General features: G+C 56.2%; 17 protein-coding genes and 1 tRNA gene. 9 read left to right on the top strand and 9 right to left on the bottom strand.

The genetic code is table 11. The features are described 5' to 3' along the window. Positions 1 to 36: 36 nt before the first annotated feature. From FB556_RS13575 to FB556_RS00255, 3 genes are all read left to right on the top strand, one after another. Positions 37 to 180, top strand: a complete 144-nt coding sequence (locus tag FB556_RS13575; protein ID WP_246057122.1) for a GNAT family N-acetyltransferase — start codon at positions 37 to 39, stop codon at positions 178 to 180. Positions 181 to 371: 191 nt separating this feature from the next. Further along, the gene (locus FB556_RS00260) at positions 372 to 1,211 is read left to right on the top strand and encodes a sugar nucleotide-binding protein (protein WP_141863675.1); all 840 of its coding nucleotides are present in this window, start codon (positions 372 to 374) and stop codon (positions 1,209 to 1,211) included. Positions 1,212 to 1,291: 80 nt separating this feature from the next. Next, positions 1,292 to 2,239, top strand: a complete 948-nt coding sequence (locus tag FB556_RS00255; protein ID WP_141863673.1) for a hypothetical protein — start codon at positions 1,292 to 1,294, stop codon at positions 2,237 to 2,239. Here the strand turns inward: FB556_RS00255 and FB556_RS00250 are convergent. Together FB556_RS00250 and FB556_RS00245 are read right to left on the bottom strand one after the other, a co-directional pair. After that, positions 2,230 to 2,448: a hypothetical protein gene (locus FB556_RS00250; RefSeq protein ID WP_141863671.1), complete on the bottom strand. Its 219-nt coding sequence runs from the start codon at positions 2,446 to 2,448 to the stop codon at positions 2,230 to 2,232. The genes FB556_RS00255 and FB556_RS00250 overlap by 10 nt on opposite strands. Positions 2,449 to 2,484: 36 nt before the next feature. Beyond that, positions 2,485 to 3,771, bottom strand: coding sequence for an isochorismate synthase (locus tag FB556_RS00245; RefSeq protein ID WP_141863669.1), 1,287 nt, complete (start codon positions 3,769 to 3,771; stop codon positions 2,485 to 2,487). 429 nt (positions 3,772 to 4,200) lie between these two features. On the opposite strand from FB556_RS00245, the gene FB556_RS00240 reads away from it, so the two are divergent. Beyond that, the gene (locus FB556_RS00240; RefSeq protein WP_246057121.1) at positions 4,201 to 5,247 is read left to right on the top strand and encodes a polyprenyl synthetase family protein; all 1,047 of its coding nucleotides are present in this window, start codon (positions 4,201 to 4,203) and stop codon (positions 5,245 to 5,247) included. Here FB556_RS00240 and FB556_RS00235 read toward each other — a convergent pair. Further along, a complete protein-coding gene (locus FB556_RS00235) occupies positions 5,244 to 5,777 on the bottom strand; it encodes an HIT family protein (RefSeq protein ID WP_246057120.1) in 534 nt (177 codons plus the stop codon). The genes FB556_RS00240 and FB556_RS00235 overlap by 4 nt on opposite strands. Continuing rightward, on the bottom strand, positions 5,770 to 6,267 hold the full coding sequence (locus FB556_RS00230; RefSeq protein ID WP_141863666.1) for a hypothetical protein: 498 nt from the start codon (positions 6,265 to 6,267) through the stop codon (positions 5,770 to 5,772). Before FB556_RS00230 ends, FB556_RS00235 begins: the two co-directional genes overlap by 8 nt. A gap of 154 nt (positions 6,268 to 6,421) precedes the next feature. Between FB556_RS00230 and FB556_RS00225 the strand changes: the two genes are divergently transcribed. Further along, positions 6,422 to 7,831, top strand: coding sequence for an FAD-dependent oxidoreductase (locus FB556_RS00225; RefSeq protein WP_141865204.1), 1,410 nt, complete (start codon positions 6,422 to 6,424; stop codon positions 7,829 to 7,831). An 11-nt stretch (positions 7,832 to 7,842) separates the two neighbouring features. Beyond that, positions 7,843 to 8,712, top strand: coding sequence for a M48 family metalloprotease (locus FB556_RS00220; protein ID WP_141863664.1), 870 nt, complete (start codon positions 7,843 to 7,845; stop codon positions 8,710 to 8,712). A gap of 13 nt (positions 8,713 to 8,725) precedes the next feature. Here FB556_RS00220 and FB556_RS00215 read toward each other — a convergent pair whose 3' ends face one another. Both FB556_RS00215 and FB556_RS00210 read right to left on the bottom strand, forming a co-directional pair. Continuing rightward, entirely contained in the window at positions 8,726 to 9,193 is a 468-nt protein-coding gene (locus FB556_RS00215; protein ID WP_141863662.1) for a hypothetical protein, read from the bottom strand. Between the two features lie 19 nt (positions 9,194 to 9,212). Continuing rightward, positions 9,213 to 9,701: a YajQ family cyclic di-GMP-binding protein gene (locus tag FB556_RS00210; protein ID WP_141863660.1), complete on the bottom strand. Its 489-nt coding sequence runs from the start codon at positions 9,699 to 9,701 to the stop codon at positions 9,213 to 9,215. A 194-nt stretch (positions 9,702 to 9,895) separates the two neighbouring features. Here FB556_RS00210 and FB556_RS00205 point away from each other — a divergent pair. Next, positions 9,896 to 9,980, top strand: a tRNA-Tyr gene (locus FB556_RS00205). Between the two features lie 57 nt (positions 9,981 to 10,037). Here the strand turns inward: FB556_RS00205 and FB556_RS00200 are convergent. Beyond that, a complete protein-coding gene (locus FB556_RS00200) occupies positions 10,038 to 10,784 on the bottom strand; it encodes an IclR family transcriptional regulator (RefSeq protein WP_170200302.1) in 747 nt (248 codons plus the stop codon). Between the two features lie 131 nt (positions 10,785 to 10,915). On the opposite strand from FB556_RS00200, the gene FB556_RS00195 reads away from it, so the two are divergent. Then, a complete protein-coding gene (locus FB556_RS00195) occupies positions 10,916 to 13,423 on the top strand; it encodes a GcvT family protein (RefSeq protein WP_141863656.1) in 2,508 nt (835 codons plus the stop codon). A gap of 92 nt (positions 13,424 to 13,515) precedes the next feature. Here the strand turns inward: FB556_RS00195 and fmdA are convergent, their stop codons facing one another. Both fmdA and FB556_RS00185 read right to left on the bottom strand, forming a co-directional pair. Further along, positions 13,516 to 14,778 (bottom strand): formamidase, encoded by a 1,263-nt coding sequence (gene fmdA / locus FB556_RS00190; protein WP_141863654.1) that lies wholly within the window; start codon positions 14,776 to 14,778, stop codon positions 13,516 to 13,518. Positions 14,779 to 14,806: 28 nt separating this feature from the next. Further along, on the bottom strand, positions 14,807 to 15,100 hold the full coding sequence (locus FB556_RS00185; protein WP_141863652.1) for an FmdB family zinc ribbon protein: 294 nt from the start codon (positions 15,098 to 15,100) through the stop codon (positions 14,807 to 14,809). A 244-nt stretch (positions 15,101 to 15,344) separates the two neighbouring features. On the opposite strand from FB556_RS00185, the gene FB556_RS00180 reads away from it, so the two are divergent. Then, entirely contained in the window at positions 15,345 to 15,713 is a 369-nt protein-coding gene (locus FB556_RS00180) for a DUF488 domain-containing protein (RefSeq protein ID WP_141863650.1), read from the top strand. Positions 15,714 to 16,043 lie beyond the last annotated feature (330 nt).

The following is a 16,043-nucleotide window of genomic DNA, read 5'->3' as shown; positions in this document are numbered from 1 at the left end:
AAATTTGCCGGAAGGGCGGGTGCCAGCCGACTTCTTTTGGTTGAAGTCGATGGCGAAATTATCGGTCGGGTCTCCACCAGGCACAAGCTCAATGAGTACCTGTTGAACTTCGACGGGCACATTGGCTATGCCATCGCTCCGGAATTTCGAGGCCGCGGATACACGAAGCAGATTCTGTGACGCGCTCTTGACCATCTTGCGGTACTAGATATCGACCGGGCTTTGATCACCTGTAAAGACGACAATCTACTATCCGCCGAAGTCATTGAACACTGCGGGGGCGTGCTCGAAGATGTCCGGCGGAGGTTCAGGTTGATTCGTTAGGCTACTCCACGTCAGTCCGTAGATGACCCGGACAGAAAGGAGTACCTGTGACGAAGCCAACACCGAGGTCCCCGCAGCACACCCTGCTGGTGGGTTGTGGCACAGTGGGTACCGAATTAGGCCAACGTTTAACGGCCGAGGGCACCCGGGTGCACGGTCTGCGCCGCAACACGGCACAATTGCCTGCCGCGTTTATGCCGCTCGCGGTGGATCTCACCCGACCCGTTATTCAGCGGTTGCCCGCCGTCGACACCATGGTGATCACTCTGACGCCGAGCATGCCGGAGGTCAACGCTCAGCCCGGCTATCTGGCTGCACTCAACAATCTCGCCCAGGCGCTGCCCAAAATCCCAACCCGGGTTGTGTTTGTCTCGTCCACCCGGGTATTTGACGGCAACCCCGAAACATCGGCGCTCACCGAAAACGATGCCCCAGCTCCGGTGTCAGAACGTGCACAACTTCTGGTGGCCGCCGAACACCTGGCAGCCGAGCTCTTCGATGCGCACATTGTACGCCCAGCCGGTATTTATGGGCCCGGCCGCGAAATGCTCATCCGCAAAGTCCGTGCGGGCGAAGCCATCAACCGTAGACGACGTACCAACCGTATCCACCAGACCGATCTGGCCCGGGCATTGCACATGATGCTCACGATGCCCAACCCACCGGCAATCCTGCACGCTGTGGACGTGGCCCCGGGCATACCACGGGGCGACGTCGTCGACTATATTGCCCAGTGCTTACAACTTGCGCCACTACCGGCACGCGCCCCCGACAGCGTCGGCGGGAAAATCCTTGATGCTCGCCTGCTGCACACCCTGTTGGGTCCGCTATATTACCCAACCTTTAGGCAAGGATATGACCAAGTCATCGCGGCCCACCGGAGCTGAGTTGCCGGAACAGGCACCCGGTCTCCAGGTACAGGGTATATGCTTGGCCTGGTCCATAACGCGTCACCAAAGAACTCACTATGTCTCGTCTTTTTCGTCTGTTCGCAAGTCTCACCGCCGTCTCGTTGCTGGTGGCTGGCTGTTCACAACCACCCCAATCGGCCGAAACGGAAGCGCAACCTCAAACGGCACAGCCGACTCCGGAAGCCGAACCAACCCCTAGCGAAGAGCCACCCGAATTAATCGGGGGCGGCACCGAGATTTTCCCCGAACGTCGTTTCATTGCCCTCTATGGCCACCCCGAGTATGCCGAACTTGGTTCACTGGGTGAACAAGGCCCGCAGGAAGCAGCCGAACGGGTCATAGAGCTGGCGGAAATGTATGAGGCCCACGCCGATGAGGACATCATCCCGGCCTTTGAAATCATCGCAACCATGGCCTCGGCCGCGCCTGGCGAGGACGGGAACTACTCGGCCGTAGCCGACCGGGCCGCATTGGAAGCCTACGTCGACGCCGCCGAGGAACACGACATTTATGTGGTTTTAGACCTGCAACCGGGCCACGCGGATTTTCTCACCCAGGCAAAACTGTTCGAAGACCTGCTCACCCGTCCCAACGTGGGACTTGCCTTGGACCCCGAGTGGCGACTAGCCCCCGGTCAGGTGCACATGCAACAAATCGGCTCAGTCAGTGCGGTCGAAATTAACGAAACCACCGAATGGTTGGCCGAGCTAACCGCGGAACATGATCTGCCCCAAAAACTTGTCATCCTGCACCAGTTTCGACTATCGATGATCCGTGGACGTGAACAAGTCAACACCGACCATCCGGAGCTGGCTGTGGTCCTACACGCCGACGGCCACGGCACCCCGGAACAAAAAATGGACACCTGGCGGGCACTGAAACAAGATCTCCCAGACAACATGTACATGGCGTGGAAAAACTTCTTCCGCCAGGATCAACCGATGTTTGCGCCAAAGGACACCTTTGAAATCGAACCAAAACCCTGGTTCGTGTCCTACCAGTAACTGCCGGCTAGACCGCGCTCAGGGCGTGGGCGTCGGTCAGCGTATCGGCGAGGTGTTCTGCGATCGCTAATGACGACGTAGCCCCATTGGTCATAGCGCGTTGGTAAATATTGTGCAGCCGCCCGCAGAGCTTTATCAAAGACCGTGACTGCGGCTTGCGGGAATCGGTGGAGCACTGCGTGCGACGGCGACCCCAATAACGTCGGCATCACTCACCCCGAAGGTGATACGTCTCGACGGAAACGTCACGAGTCCGCCGCAATCGTTCGCAGGGCGTGTTTCATAGGTCGCATCTTGGCGTGGGTCTCGGCCAGTTCTTCGGCTGGATCAGAACCTTCAACGATGCCGCCGCCCGCGTAGAGGCGGATATGGTGCGCATCTTCGATGATGCTGCCGCGCAGAGCAATCCCGAATTCGCCGTGACCGTGAGCATCCAACCAGCCAACCGCACCGGCGTATAAGCCGCGATCCATCCCGTGGGTCTGTGCTTCCAGCTCCCAGATCACCTCCAGCGCAAGGTCTCGTGGAGTCCCACCAACCGCCGCGGTCGGGTTGATTGCAGCCACCAGATCCAGAATCGAGGTGGCATCTGTGAGTTGTGCCGACACATCAGTGGCCAGGTGATACACGTTCGGCAGGGCTAGCACAAAAGGTGTCTCGGAGACGTTCATCTCGGTGGCAAATGGTGTCAGTTTTTCCACCAGGGAGTCCACCGCGGCTTGGTGTTCGAAGATTTGTTTGGGACTGTCGGAGAGCTGTGTGGCGATCAGTTGCTCATTAACGGCTACCGTCCGATCCACGGTCCCGGCCAGTACCCGAGCCTTTGCAGCAGCATCTTTGCGAGCAATTAGTAATTCTGGAGTGGAGCCCATCAGGTTTGCAACTTTATAGGTCCAGGCCGTTGGATTATGGTGCGCCAGAGCACGCAGAGTGGCCGGTATGTGAAAACCGGTGGCGCTGTGCAGCAGCTCATCGCGAGCAAGCACGACCTTTTCGATGCCGCCTTCTGCCAGCATCGCAACGGCAGCCTGGACGCTGTCTTGGAACGCGGTTTCAGTCATCTGGGCTGCCAAGTAGGTAAATGTCGCATCGCCAACGGTGGCCGTGTCGGCTGGCAGCTCTGAGATAAACGCTGCGAAGACTGTTTCTGGAGTCGCGATGGTTTCACTGGCGTCGTATTGGTAGTGCAGCCACGTGGAGGTTTCGCCGACGTCCAACACATACTTGGGCACCGTCACCACAGAATCGACGTCGGAGCGTGCATCAAAACTAAAGGCCGCAAAGCATACCGGTGCGCTGGCGGTGAATCCGGTGGGCACCGCGGTGACCGAAGTGGAGGTCAGCTCGTCCCACCGATCTCGCGCGTTACTGAACCGTTGTGGCCCGTGCGTACAGAAACGATAGCGTTCGCCGAAGCCGAATTTGCCTCGGTGATGACGAGAAAACGCACTACTGGCCTGACCAATGATCTGCGTGGGCAGTTGTTCCAATTGTGCATCAGAAAGCTGAAAGGCTACGGCGGTAAAAGACATGATAGGCAATAATGTACCGGGTTTTGCTCGTACGCGTGCTTGTCATCTTCCTATCGTGACCACCACAATAGGAAGTGACCGGTTGGCGAAAGGGGTGCGGTCATGCAAGAACATTTGATCTGGCCTCGACGAACTCGGTTGTGGTCGTGGTGGCGCAAACGACGTCGTCGGGCTGGGAAATTACCGACGACGCCGCAAGGCAAGCACAACGTCAAGCCTGCACACGACTGAACGACCGCTGATGGTTATCGCTACTAGATATTGCGTGGGGCGGTCGTTGGGCTGCTCGGACAGCTGAAAATCCGTACTGGTCAGGGTAACCTCTACACACTGAAGTCTAGGGCGGGGTAAGTTGGGGCCAGACAAATATAAGGTCTCAAGATGATGATTCGAGCGGCCCAAATGGGTCGCTAGTGTAGGGTTATACGGGTGGATATTTCTATTTCGCTGCCTCCGGGGATTGACGCACTCCAAGAGCACGAACAGCTTTTCGATGCGCTGCTCACCAGCTTGTCCAAGATCGAAGAAGACTTAGCTGATGCACTGGTCTACCCAGACGGGTTGGCACAGGCCACAACGCGTCATCTGCTAGATGCCGGCGGCAAACGAGTCCGTCCTATCGTGACAATTTTATCCTCCATGTTGGCCGACGAAAATGTGGGCTCCGGGCTGGTCGATGAACCCGGCAAGCCGATCCGACAAGCGGCCGTCGCGTTAGAACTGACCCACTTGGCCACGTTGTATCACGACGACGTCATGGATGAAGCAGACCAACGTCGCGGGGTGACCGCAGCTCATCGGCAATGGTCAAACTCGATTGCGATTTTGGCCGGCGACCTCATCTTTGCCCGAGCTTCAGCAGAAATGGCAAACCTGGGACCTCGCGCGGTGCGAGAGCACGCGATCACTTTTGAGAAACTGGTGATGGGGCAGCTGTGGGAAACTGTCGGGCCAGCAGCCGGGGACGATCCACTGGAGCATTACCTGCGGGTGATCGACGGCAAAACCGCCTCGCTGTTGGCAGCAAGTGCGCTGCTGGGCGCCTTGCTTGCAGGCGGCTCAGACGAGGTAGTCGAAATTGCTGCTACCTATGGTGGCAATGTGGGCATGGCATTCCAGTTAGCTGATGACATTATTGATCTGACCAGTTCTTCTGATACCTCTGGCAAAGTTCAAGGTACGGACCTCAAAGAGCGCGTCCCCACGTTGCCCACCCTGTTGTTACGTGAAGCCGCAGCAGAAGGCGATACCAGTGCCATCAAAGCTCTTGAACTGGTAGATGGGCCACTGGATACCGACGCCGAACTTGCCGCGGCGGTTGAGGCCGTCGCTTCGCATCCGGTGATCGATCGCGCCTGGCTGCTGACGCAGCAGTGGGCCGATAAGGCTATTGTGGCGCTTGACGGTCTCCAGGAATCGCCAGTGAAGACTGCGCTGTCAGACTTCGCCCGGTACGTCGTTTCGCGCGACGCCTAGGATTCCGGCAAGAACGTTGCCGCTGGATTCAGGGTGGCTTTAATATCCTGGGCGATTCGTGCGCGGTGTTCGATGTCCATGGGTTGGCGCAGGTGACGATACAGCATATCGCCGGAATAACGCGGGAACACATGCAGATGGTAATGCCACACGTGCTGGTTTCCAGCGGGCTCATTGTGCTGCCGGGTTGAGACCCCTTCTGGATTCCAAGCACGCTTTATCGCAAGAGCGATCTCTCGAGCCATCAGACTAATGCGCATCAGCACCCGGTCGGGGAGGTCGTAGAGTGCCTCATAGTGTTCAGTAGGGCAGATCATGACGTGGCCGGCGTGCGGACCAAAGCCATCCGCTGCGCTAAATACGATGACGTCGTCATCCTGATAAATCAGATCGGATAACGCGCACCGGTTATTCGGATCGGCAACATCACCGTTGACCAGTCCACAGAACGGGCAAACATACCCCGCGGGCGCATGGGAGCGGATCTGCGGGGGAGTGGGGTGGGGGCCGTGGCCGGTGGTGTCAGTCAACGTCGTCCTCCGAGTAGTTCCAGGTCAAAATGTCGGTGATGAGTTCAGATACCGTCAGCTCCGTAGTTTCCCAGGTGCCTGCGTGATCGGGCTCATCTGCACCGACGGTCCGCCGGAAGGTAATGGGGTCGGGTAGCGAGGTCTGATCAATCGGCACACCCCACACCGTCGTTTCATCGGCGTCTTCGACGAACATGACCATGTCGTCGCGAACCTCAAGCTCGTCAGGGTCGAAGAAAAAGTGATTCGTCTCCATCATTTCAGAGACCCCCAACGCAAGATAAAATTCCTGGAGAGCCAACGGCGCAATAGTGTGCACTGAAGCGTCGAGCCCGCGAGTCTGTAATTGTTCGGCTGCGATCGACGACTCCACGAGTCGGTGGAATTGCTCAGAGTCCATGCCGTCATTAACGGTCCATGAACGGTCTAGGAGTTTGGTCACCAAACCCTGATATGAAGGATAAAATACTTTTGTATCGCGTCGAGCCATGCCTTCCAGTGTAGTCGTCAGAACGGTCACAGCTACTGTTGCTAATCGCTGAATTCATAGGTGACAACCAGCATTAGGCGATACGGTGATTACGTAATTAAGATTTACGGTACCTCTGTGTCATCAAGAATAAGGGAGATACGTGTCCGATACTATGCATCGTCCACTGCGGATCGCCGTCGTAGGCGCTGGTCCGGCCGGTGTGTACACCGCAGACTCACTGCAAAAAGCTGATATCGATTTCGACGTGTCGATCGACCTATTTGATCGATATCCAGCACCTTTTGGACTGATTCGCTACGGTGTGGCACCCGATCACCCCCGCATTAAGGGCATCATTAACGCTCTGCACCGGGTGATGGATCGTGGAGATATTCGGTTCTTGGGCAACGTCGAATACGGCACCGACATTCACTTAGAAGATCTACAAAAACACTATGACGCGATTGTCTTTGCAACCGGTGCGATAAAAGATGCCCGTTTGAACATTCCGGGTGTCGACGCCGAAAACTCTTTTGGGGCAGCAGATTTTGTGTCGTGGTACGACGGTCACCCGGATGTCGACCGTCATTGGGATCTTTCTGCACGCGAAGTCGCCGTCATTGGCAACGGCAATGTCGCGCTGGACGTGGCACGGGTGCTTGCCAAACCTGCCCGACAGATGCTGGAAACCGAAATCCCGGACAACGTCTACCAAGGGTTGAAAGCATCTCAGGTGACCGATGTGCATGTTTTCGGCCGTCGTGGACCAGCCCAGGTGAAATTCACACCGCTGGAATTGCGCGAACTGAAAACTGTTGAAGATGTAGACATTATTCTCTACGAAGATGACTTCGAATTTGATGAGGCCTCCGAGAAGGCTGCCGAAGAGTCCAACCAGGTGCGCAACATGGTCAACACGTTGACTAACTGGTTGTTAGAACAAGATGAGAACCCTGAGGGCACCGGGGCGTCGCGTCGTCTCCACTTGCACTTTTTAGAAGCACCCGAGGAGATTTTGACCGAGAACGGCAAAGTCGCCGGTATTCGGATGCAGCGCATGGAATTGGACGGTACCGGAAATGTGCGCGGCACCGGCGAGAAGAAGTTTTACCCGGTCCAAGCGGTGTACCGTGCGATCGGTTACTTTGGCTCCGCCGTCCCGAATATCCAATTCGATGAAGAACGCGGCATCATTAAGAATGCAGAAGGTCGCGTATTGGGTGCCGACGGTAAACCGGTACCTGGACTCTATACCGCAGGCTGGATTAAACGCGGTCCGGTAGGTCTGATTGGGCACACCAAGGGTGACGCTTTAGAAACGATCGGCCACATCATTGAGGATGCTGATCACCTGTACACCGCCGAGAATCCAGATGCAGACGCCATCTTGCATCTGCTAGAAGAGCGCGGAGTTGCATATAGTGATTGGAACGGGTGGAAAAAACTCGACAATCACGAAATCAACCTCGGTGATCTGGCCACAGAGACCGGTCCGGTGGAACGTGAACGGGTCAAAGTCGTTGATCGTGACGAACAAGTTCGCATCTCCCGAGCAAAATCCCGAGCAGCCGCACATAGTTAGAGGAAGACAGCATGCAACGCGCAGCACGAAATCGCACAAAAACTTGGTTTCTTTTTGCCCTCATGTTGGGCATCCTGGTCGCCATTGGCGGTGCTATTTCGGGATCCACGGGCAGCAGCATGTGGATCGTGCTCTTTACGGGGATCGGTCTGGTCACTACCGCAGTGACCTACTGGAACTCGGATAAGATCGCGCTGCGCAGCATGCAGGCTTACCCTGCTGATCCAAACCAGTTCAGGGGGATCTATGAGATGGTGCATGATCTAGCACAGAAAGCCGGCCAGCCTGCCCCTCGGATCTATATTTCCCCGGCCCAGCAACCTAACGCATTTGCAACCGGGCGAAACCCTGAGTACGCGGCGATCTGTTTCACCGAAGGCATTATGCACCTGTTGAATCCTCGCGAATTGCGAGCAGTGACCGGGCACGAGTTGATGCACGTGTATAACCGTGACATCCTCACCTCGTCCGTCGCCGCGGCCCTGGGCACCGTGATCCAGGGTGTGGCCTACATGCTGATGTTCAACCGCGGCAATAACAGCAATGCGTTGTTGAACCTGGTTGCTGCAATCCTGGCACCACTGGCTGCCGGACTTGTTCAGGCCGGAATTTCGCGCGATCGTGAAACGTCCGCCGATCATGACGGCGCAGTATTGACCGGCGATCCGATGGCGTTAGCCTCAGCTTTAGAAAAGATCTCCGGTGGCGTCCAACGGCACCCTATGCCGGCTGAGGATCATCGCGTCAAGGCCGCCTCACACATGATGATCGCGAACCCGTTTGCTGGCAAAATTCGTAACTGGTTCTCGACCCACCCGCCCATGGATGAGCGGGTCGAGCGCTTAACTCAACAAGCCCGCGATATGGGCCAGCACCGCTAACAAACACCGGGGATTATCTGCCGTGGTTCTTCCAGTGCAGCTCTAGCCGGTCATTGATCGGCTGCTTCAGGAGATCTTGGCGAGCGGTATTTGCCCAGCCCAGTGCCTCTTCGTGATCGAGTCGGGCTTCTCGTGCATCCTGACCTTTTTGTTGAAAGTGACCGGCATTTTCTACCGACACCGGACCATCATCGAGTTCCGCCAGTTGAGCTGCTAGCTCGTCTTGTGCAGACGCCGCTTTTTCCAGTCGCGATGGTGCGGTCATGATATCGACCAGTCCGCCATCGACCAGGAGCCCCCGGGGGTGCGGGAACCCGTGGCGTAATGCTGGCTGGAGCACGTCATCTGAGTTGAACGGTAGCTCGACTGGGCTCAATTCCAGTTGATCAAACGACTCGCCGTCTTGTTCCATCACATGTAGGTCACCAACCGAGGATGGTGCGGTATATACGTCATGGTCAAAAGTGATCAGATACAGCATCGACAAAGCTCCTTAGTCTCTATTTGAAGTTCACAAATTGTAGTGCGGCATCGTCGAAGTCACGCAATAGACTCATGGTTGCTTGCAGATCATCCCGCGACTTCGAGGAGACACGCAGCTGATCGCCCTGGATGTTGGCCTTGACTGACTTTGGAGCTTCGTCACGGATCAGCTTGGAAATTTTCTTAGCTGTGGCCTGATCAAGGCCTTCTTTAATCGTTGCGGCAATTTTATAATGTTTGCCCGACGCGATGGGATCCCCGGCGTCCAGTGCCTTGAGGGAGATTCCGCGGCGTACAAATTTTGATTGCAGCACATCAAGGATGGCGTTCACTCGTTCTTCGGCGTTAGCGGTCAGAGTGATCGTGTTGTCTGTGTGATCGATCGAAGCATCGGTGTCTTTGAAGTCATAGCGTTGTTGGATTTCTTTAGACGCCTGGTTTACTGCGTTTGCCACTTCTTGTTTATCCACCTCGGATACGATGTCAAACGTCGATTCCTTGGCCATGAGTTCTCCTTGCACAGACTGGATTACTGGTACTGGTCAAAGTGTAGCGCGAATCTACGAGGGTGCCCCAGACAAGGTCGACTGGCGGGTCATGACCGGCAGGTGACACCCACCTAAAGGCACGGAATGGCTCGATTCGCAAAAATAAAAAAGTGCTGGTAAGGTAATCATTCGTGCACGGATGACGTGCACATGGCAGATTACCCAAGCGGCCAACGGGGGCTGACTGTAAATCAGCTGGCATTGCCTTCACTGGTTCGAATCCAGTATCTGCCACCAGTTCAATACAGCACTATGACCTCGGAGAGATCCGAGGTCTTTCGCTTTTCAGGCCGCTTATTCCAGTAAGCGGCCGTGTCGTTGGACCAGTGTTTCCAGCTCTTCAGCGCGAGTCTTGAAAGTGTCTGGCGGTAGGTCGTGGGTAAACCCGGTGACAGAGACGGCGGCAATAACAGTGCCACTGAGGCCCAACAAGGGGACCGCGACAGCCGTCATATCGGCATCCCATTCATTATTTGATACCGCCCAGCCGCGTTCTTTCGTCAGAGCAAATTCCTCGGCCAGGCAGACCGGGTCAGTAATAGTGTGTTCAGTGAATGTTTCCAGTTTGGCGCTGAGCACCTGATCTTGCACGGTTCGATCAGCAAAAGCCAGCAATACCTTGCCGCTACTGGTGGCATGACCGGGAGTTCGGCGTCCCACGTACTGGCGGGGCGTAAAAAACCTCTTAGACGGGGCAGATTGGGCGATGTTCACCGCAAAGATCTCATCACGGATGGCCACATTGGCAGTGAGCTGGAAATGTTCCGCGACCATTTCCACGAGTAATTGCGCGGAACGAGTCAGGTCATTTTGTGATCGGACTGTGCTGGCCAATTGTAGGACTCCGTGGCCGAGCTCATAGGCCATCGAACCGGGTTGTCGGACAACGAGGCGGTGCTGTTCCAATACTGCGAGGAGTCGCGAGGCCGTGGACTTATGTACTCCGAGTTCTTCGGCGATCTCAGTAACCGTGGCTTGCTGTAGTCCATTGAGGATCCATAAGACCGTCAGTGCCCGGTCAACTGATTGATTCGAACTCACAATATTCGTCCTCTTACGACGCTCTGACAAACCCCTTGTGTCCTGACTCCAATCGCACTATGATGTGTGCGACAAGTCACAGTTGCATCTTACGCATAAGTTGCAACATATGCAACTCAAGGGGATAGACCATGGAACAACAGACTTACTCACCTGATGCGAAAATCGTTGTTATTGGTGCCGGCGTCGTCGGCGCCGCAGTGGCGGATGAATTGACGCAACGTGGTGCACGCAATGTCACGGTAATAGACCAAGGACCGCTGTATCGAACAGGTGGCTCCTCCTCGCACGCGCCCGGTTTTGTCTTTCAGATCAATCCGTCGAAAGCCATGTCGGAGCTAGCTCAGCGCACGCTGAATAAACTGGACGAGTTGAATCCCGGTGGGGACGACAATTGGGTACTGAAGCGGGTTGGTGGTATCGAGCTGGCATACACGGATGAACAATTCCGCGAGCTGAAGCGTCGCCACGGTTTTGCTCAAGCTTGGGGTGTGGACTCCCGATTGATCGACGCCCAGGGGGTATGCGAACTCTGGTCGGGCATCAACACCGAAGGGCTGGTCGGTGCGCTGCACACTCCGACGGATGCGGTGGTGCATTCGGTGAGGGCAGTCGAAGCTCAAGCGACTCGGGCGATTGAACACGGCGCAACCTTTCACGGCCACACACAAGCTGTTGATCTGGTGGTCGAAGACGACATTGTCGTCGGGGTCAAGGTCGTTGATGCTCTCAGCGGAGACAATGAACGCATCATTGAAGCTGATTACGTGGTAGCTGCTGGCGGCATTTGGGGGCCCACGATTGGCAAATGGTTGGGCCGCAACCTCCCGATGCAGCCGATTGAACACGGGATGGGTTATAGCCACGAGTTGGACGAGTTCCAAGACGCCGTCAATGATGAGGCCTGCAACCACCCGATTATCCGCCACCAGAGTGCTGGGCTGTATTTCCGTCAGCAAGGCAAGACGCTTGCGGTGGGCGCCTATGAGCACCGCCCACTAGAAGTGCGCCAAGACGAAATCGCGACTCCGCAAGCAGCGCATATTTCTGGACGCCAACCCGCCATCCATGAGTTTACCTATAAGGACTACGCGCCAACCTGGGAAGAGATTCAGCGGGTTTATCCTTCGGTTCGTGACGGTGGACTTGATGAGGAGCGCTCCTTCAACGGCCTGTTCTCCTTCACTCCCGACGGCGGGCCACTGCTGGGTCCATCAAATACCGTGCGTGGTGTGTGGTTGGCGCAGGCCGTGTGGGTCACCGCCTCGGCCGGCGTGGCGCAAGTAGTAGCCGACTGGATGACGACGGGTGACCCAGGCATCGACACAGCAGACCTGGATGTGGCCCGCTTCGACACCCAATTACTGTCACCCGAGTTCGCGCGGCAAAAGGGTCTAGAAGCCTATGACGAAGTCTACGACATCCGTCATCCGCGTGCTGCGTCGGCTAAATTGCGGCGCTTGCGGACCTCGCCGTTCTACTTCCACCAGAAGCTCGCCGGCGCGCATTTTGTCGAAGCCAATGGGTGGGAACGCCCGCTATGGCTGGAAGAAAACCGCAGGATCCTTGAAGAAGCTGATCTGACCTTCCCGAAAATTCCGGCATGGGATACCTCCGAATTCTCACCGATTGCTGTTGCAGAAGCCTGGGCCACCCGGAACCGCGTAGCGATGTACGATATGACCTCACTCACTCGCTACCGCGTTGAAGGTCCGGATGCCACCGCACTGCTCGAACGGCTCACTACGAATAAAGTTTCGAAGGCCCCCGGCTCGGTGACCTACTCGCTGATGCTGGATGCAACGGGCGGTATTCTCTCGGATATCACCGTAGCCCGGGTGAGCGAAGACGAATATATGATCGGGGCGAATAATCACCGTGACCTGATGCACTTGAAGAACAATGTCATAGACGGTGAACACGTCACGATCACAGATATCTCCCCGGGAACCTGCTGCATTGGTCTGTGGGGACCGCATGCCCGCGATGTCCTAGGTAAACTCACCGACGACGACATCAGCCATGAGGGTTTCGGTTACTTCAAAGCCCGGCAGATCTACGTGGCGGCCGTGCCGGTCTTGGCACTGCGGGTGTCGTACGTTGGCGAACTGGGTTGGGAGCTCTACACGACCGCAGATCATGGTGCCCGTCTGTGGGAGGAAATCGAAGCCGCAGGCAGAGCATATGGACTGATCATCGGCGGACGGTTAGCCTTCAACGCGCTCCGTTTGGAAAAAGGCTACCGCTCTTACGGGGCAGATATTACTCGTGAGCATCGGCCAGACCAGGCCGGTCTCGGATTCGCGGTCTCTAAGGTCAAAACTGATTACCTTGGCTATGATGCGCTAGCGACGCCGCCTCGGACTTACCGCAGGATGGTGTCGTTGACGTCTGCCTTCCCTTTCGGATCGCCGAACCCTGGTTCCCCGGTACGCAATCAGGCCGGCGAAACGATCGGGTACACCGCCTCATCGGACTTCGGATACACCGTGGGCAAAACCATCACGTATGCCTGGTTAGATCCCGAATACACCGAGCCCGGCAACGACGTCGTGATCCAGCACTTTGACCGGTCCGTCCCGGCAGAAGTTGCCATGGATCCCATCTACGATCCTGAAGGAGCCAAGATTCGTCGTTAAATATCCCTGACCTCATACGCAATGCACCGGTGGTGGGCGCCTCGAGCAACGCCCGCCACCGGTGGTATGTATGGAGCCAACTACCGAAGCAATCACCCGAAGACAGGATCAGCTGCTTTGGGAGCGCCGATTCCTGGGTCGATTTGGTGGGGACCGTTGGCTGATGGTCGCACGTCAAAATCGAAAATCGCGGTTGGAATGTAGACCGTTGAACACGAGTTCGGAATATCGACGACGGACGACAGACGTCCTTCGACCGGGGCTGCACCCAGCAGCAGGTACGCCTGTTCGGGTGAGTAACCAAAAGTCGCGAGGTAATCGATCGCGTGCAAGATCGCTCGCTGGTACGACAGGTGGGAGTCAAGATAGCGCTGCTCGCCGTCCAAAGTTACCGAAGTACCGGAGAATGCGATCCATTCACTGAACTGTGGATCCTGGCGACCCGGCATAAAGATCGCGTTTTCGGACACTCCATAGAGCTCCATGCCGTTTTTTATCAGGTCAACGTGCAGTTCCAGATAACCCCCCATCTCGATGCCGCCACAGAACGTGATTTCCCCGTCACCCTGTGAGAAGTGCAGGTCACCAACCGAGAAGTTCGCACCGTCAACAAAGACCGGGTAGAACGCCCGGGTACCTTTAGTCAGGTTCTTGATGTCCTGATTTCCACCGTTTTCTCGCGGAGGAGCGGTACGGGCGGCTTCAGCTGCGATGCGTGCCCGATCAGCTTGCGGGACGCTGCCCAAGACGGACTCTTCGGGCTCCGGTGGTAGCGCCAGTGGCGGGACACGCTCCGGGTCGGTAGCGATTAGGGCCGCTTCCCGAGTATTCCATTTCGCCAACAGTTCGGCACTGGGTGCAGTAGCCATGATCCCGGGGTGGGTAAGGCCTTCGAATTTCACCCCCGGAATGTGGCGCGACGTCGCCCAGGGGCCGTGGAAGTCCCAAACCGCTTTGTACGCGTCCGGGAATTGTTCGACTAAGAAACTGCCGCCGTTGGATTTAGCAAAGATGCCCGTATAGCCCCACCCCTGTCCAGCTAGTGGACCTTGTTCCTGGGGGATTGGTCCGACATCCAAAATATCGACGATGAGTAAGTCGCCGGGTTGGGCACCTTCGATCCGGAAAGGTCCGGATAGGCCATGGACTTTCTTCATGGGCGCATTGAGAATGTCCTCAGCGGAGTCATCATTTTTGATGGCGCCGTCAAACCATTCTCGAGAATCCACTCGGAAGCTGTCTCCGGGTTTTACAGTGGCTACAGGTGGGATTTCGGGGTGGTAACGGTTGTGCCCGATCTTTTCTTGTTCGGTAAATGGTTTGGATGAATCGAGGGGGAAAAGATTGCCAAGCATTGATGCTCCTTCGTTCGTATGCGAGCCCCTAAGGGCGGGGCAATTTTTGATGCAGTGGATTTCGGGTGACAGGAGTCGAGGGGCGTTTCTTGGAGCGAGCACCTGAGATGGAATGCACCACCTCGGGAGTTTCGGCGGTGGCTCGGGTTGCATCTAGGAGGCGCATTTGTGCCGAGTTGAGCTTCGAGGGGCCGATAGCCGGCATGAGACTGCTGGCGCTTTGCCCACAGCTCGGGCAGGTGGCAGTATCGGGTTTGTCATGCATGGAAAAGAAGGCTTCGAAAATATCCCCCTCGGGGCACCGGTAATCATAGAGTGGCATATAGTGTGATCCTCTCAGAGTGCAGGTCGGTAGTGCCGAGCCAAACATATAGTTGGCTCGAGCACAATGGGTCTGACTTGGAGTGCAGTCGGCTACGGTGCTCTCAAGAGCGGTCTCATGCCGGTTCGACGAAATATCCCCCGGCCTGACCAGAAGCTCCTCAGCCGCATTTCATTGAACAAAGTGTCCCAAACCGCAGCTATGCGGTTGACAGGCGTCAGTCGGTCGGTCATAGGGTGAGAATATGAGTAGCCGTAAGATCGTCATCAAACGGATCTATGATGACGCTGATGATTCCGATGGTCTACGAGTTCTGGTGGACCGAATCTGGCCACGCGGCGTCAGCAAAGAACAAGCGCAGCTAGATCATTGGTTAAGAAACATCGCGCCAAGCCGTGACCTGCGAAGGTGGTGGGATCATGACCCGAACCGGCTCGACGAGTTTGCGGAACGATACGAGCAGGAACTTTCCGATGAGGACCACGAAGATGCTGTCGATGAAATCATCCAATTGATTCACGATAACGAGCGCGTGACGCTGCTCTACGCAGCCAAAGATAAAGCCATCAACCACGCGAGCATCCTACAGGACTACTTACGGAGGCATAGCTAATGGGAGACCCAGCGTGCTGGCTCGACCGGCTGTGTCCTGATTGCTCGGCCATGCTTGATGACGTCACATCACAGAGCACTGTTATATGTTGGCGCTGTGGTGCTCAAATACGCTTCGACGATGACGGCCCGACCAGCGTCTGAGGCAACTATGACCGTGCAGTATTCTGCGATGCCTATTTTCGTTTCCCCCAATCTTCTTGACTGTGATGAGCACCACTGTATATATTTGCTGCAACACTGTTGCGTTCGAGGCAACTTTATGAATTGCACATTCTCTGATCGGCACGTTGCCGGAATTATGACCCCGACTGTTGGGGAGTCAAGGAGT

This window comes from Enteractinococcus coprophilus, assembly GCF_006716305.1.
GTDB classification, from domain to species: Bacteria; Actinomycetota; Actinomycetes; order Actinomycetales; family Micrococcaceae; genus Yaniella; species Yaniella coprophila.
This window is presented reverse-complemented; position numbering and strand designations above follow the sequence as displayed.

What these genes read in the sequence shown, in the direction of transcription:
- FB556_RS00255 (WP_141863673.1), top strand. Translation starts at nt 1,292, where the DNA reads ATGTCTCGTCTTTTTCGTCTGTTCGCAAGTCTCACCGCCGTCTCGTTG.
- FB556_RS00250 (WP_141863671.1), bottom strand. Translation starts at nt 2,448, where the DNA reads ATGCCGACGTTATTGGGGTCGCCGTCGCACGCAGTGCTCCACCGATTC.
- FB556_RS00245 (WP_141863669.1), bottom strand. Translation starts at nt 3,771, where the DNA reads ATGTCTTTTACCGCCGTAGCCTTTCAGCTTTCTGATGCACAATTGGAA.
- FB556_RS00230 (WP_141863666.1), bottom strand. Translation starts at nt 6,267, where the DNA reads ATGGCTCGACGCGATACAAAAGTATTTTATCCTTCATATCAGGGTTTG.
- FB556_RS00225 (WP_141865204.1), top strand. Translation starts at nt 6,422, where the DNA reads ATGCATCGTCCACTGCGGATCGCCGTCGTAGGCGCTGGTCCGGCCGGT.
- FB556_RS00220 (WP_141863664.1), top strand. Translation starts at nt 7,843, where the DNA reads ATGCAACGCGCAGCACGAAATCGCACAAAAACTTGGTTTCTTTTTGCC.
- FB556_RS00215 (WP_141863662.1), bottom strand. Translation starts at nt 9,193, where the DNA reads ATGCTGTATCTGATCACTTTTGACCATGACGTATATACCGCACCATCC.
- FB556_RS00210 (WP_141863660.1), bottom strand. Translation starts at nt 9,701, where the DNA reads ATGGCCAAGGAATCGACGTTTGACATCGTATCCGAGGTGGATAAACAA.
- FB556_RS00195 (WP_141863656.1), top strand. Translation starts at nt 10,916, where the DNA reads ATGGAACAACAGACTTACTCACCTGATGCGAAAATCGTTGTTATTGGT.
- fmdA (WP_141863654.1), bottom strand. Translation starts at nt 14,778, where the DNA reads ATGCTTGGCAATCTTTTCCCCCTCGATTCATCCAAACCATTTACCGAA.
- FB556_RS00185 (WP_141863652.1), bottom strand. Translation starts at nt 15,100, where the DNA reads ATGCCACTCTATGATTACCGGTGCCCCGAGGGGGATATTTTCGAAGCC.
- FB556_RS00180 (WP_141863650.1), top strand. Translation starts at nt 15,345, where the DNA reads ATGAGTAGCCGTAAGATCGTCATCAAACGGATCTATGATGACGCTGAT.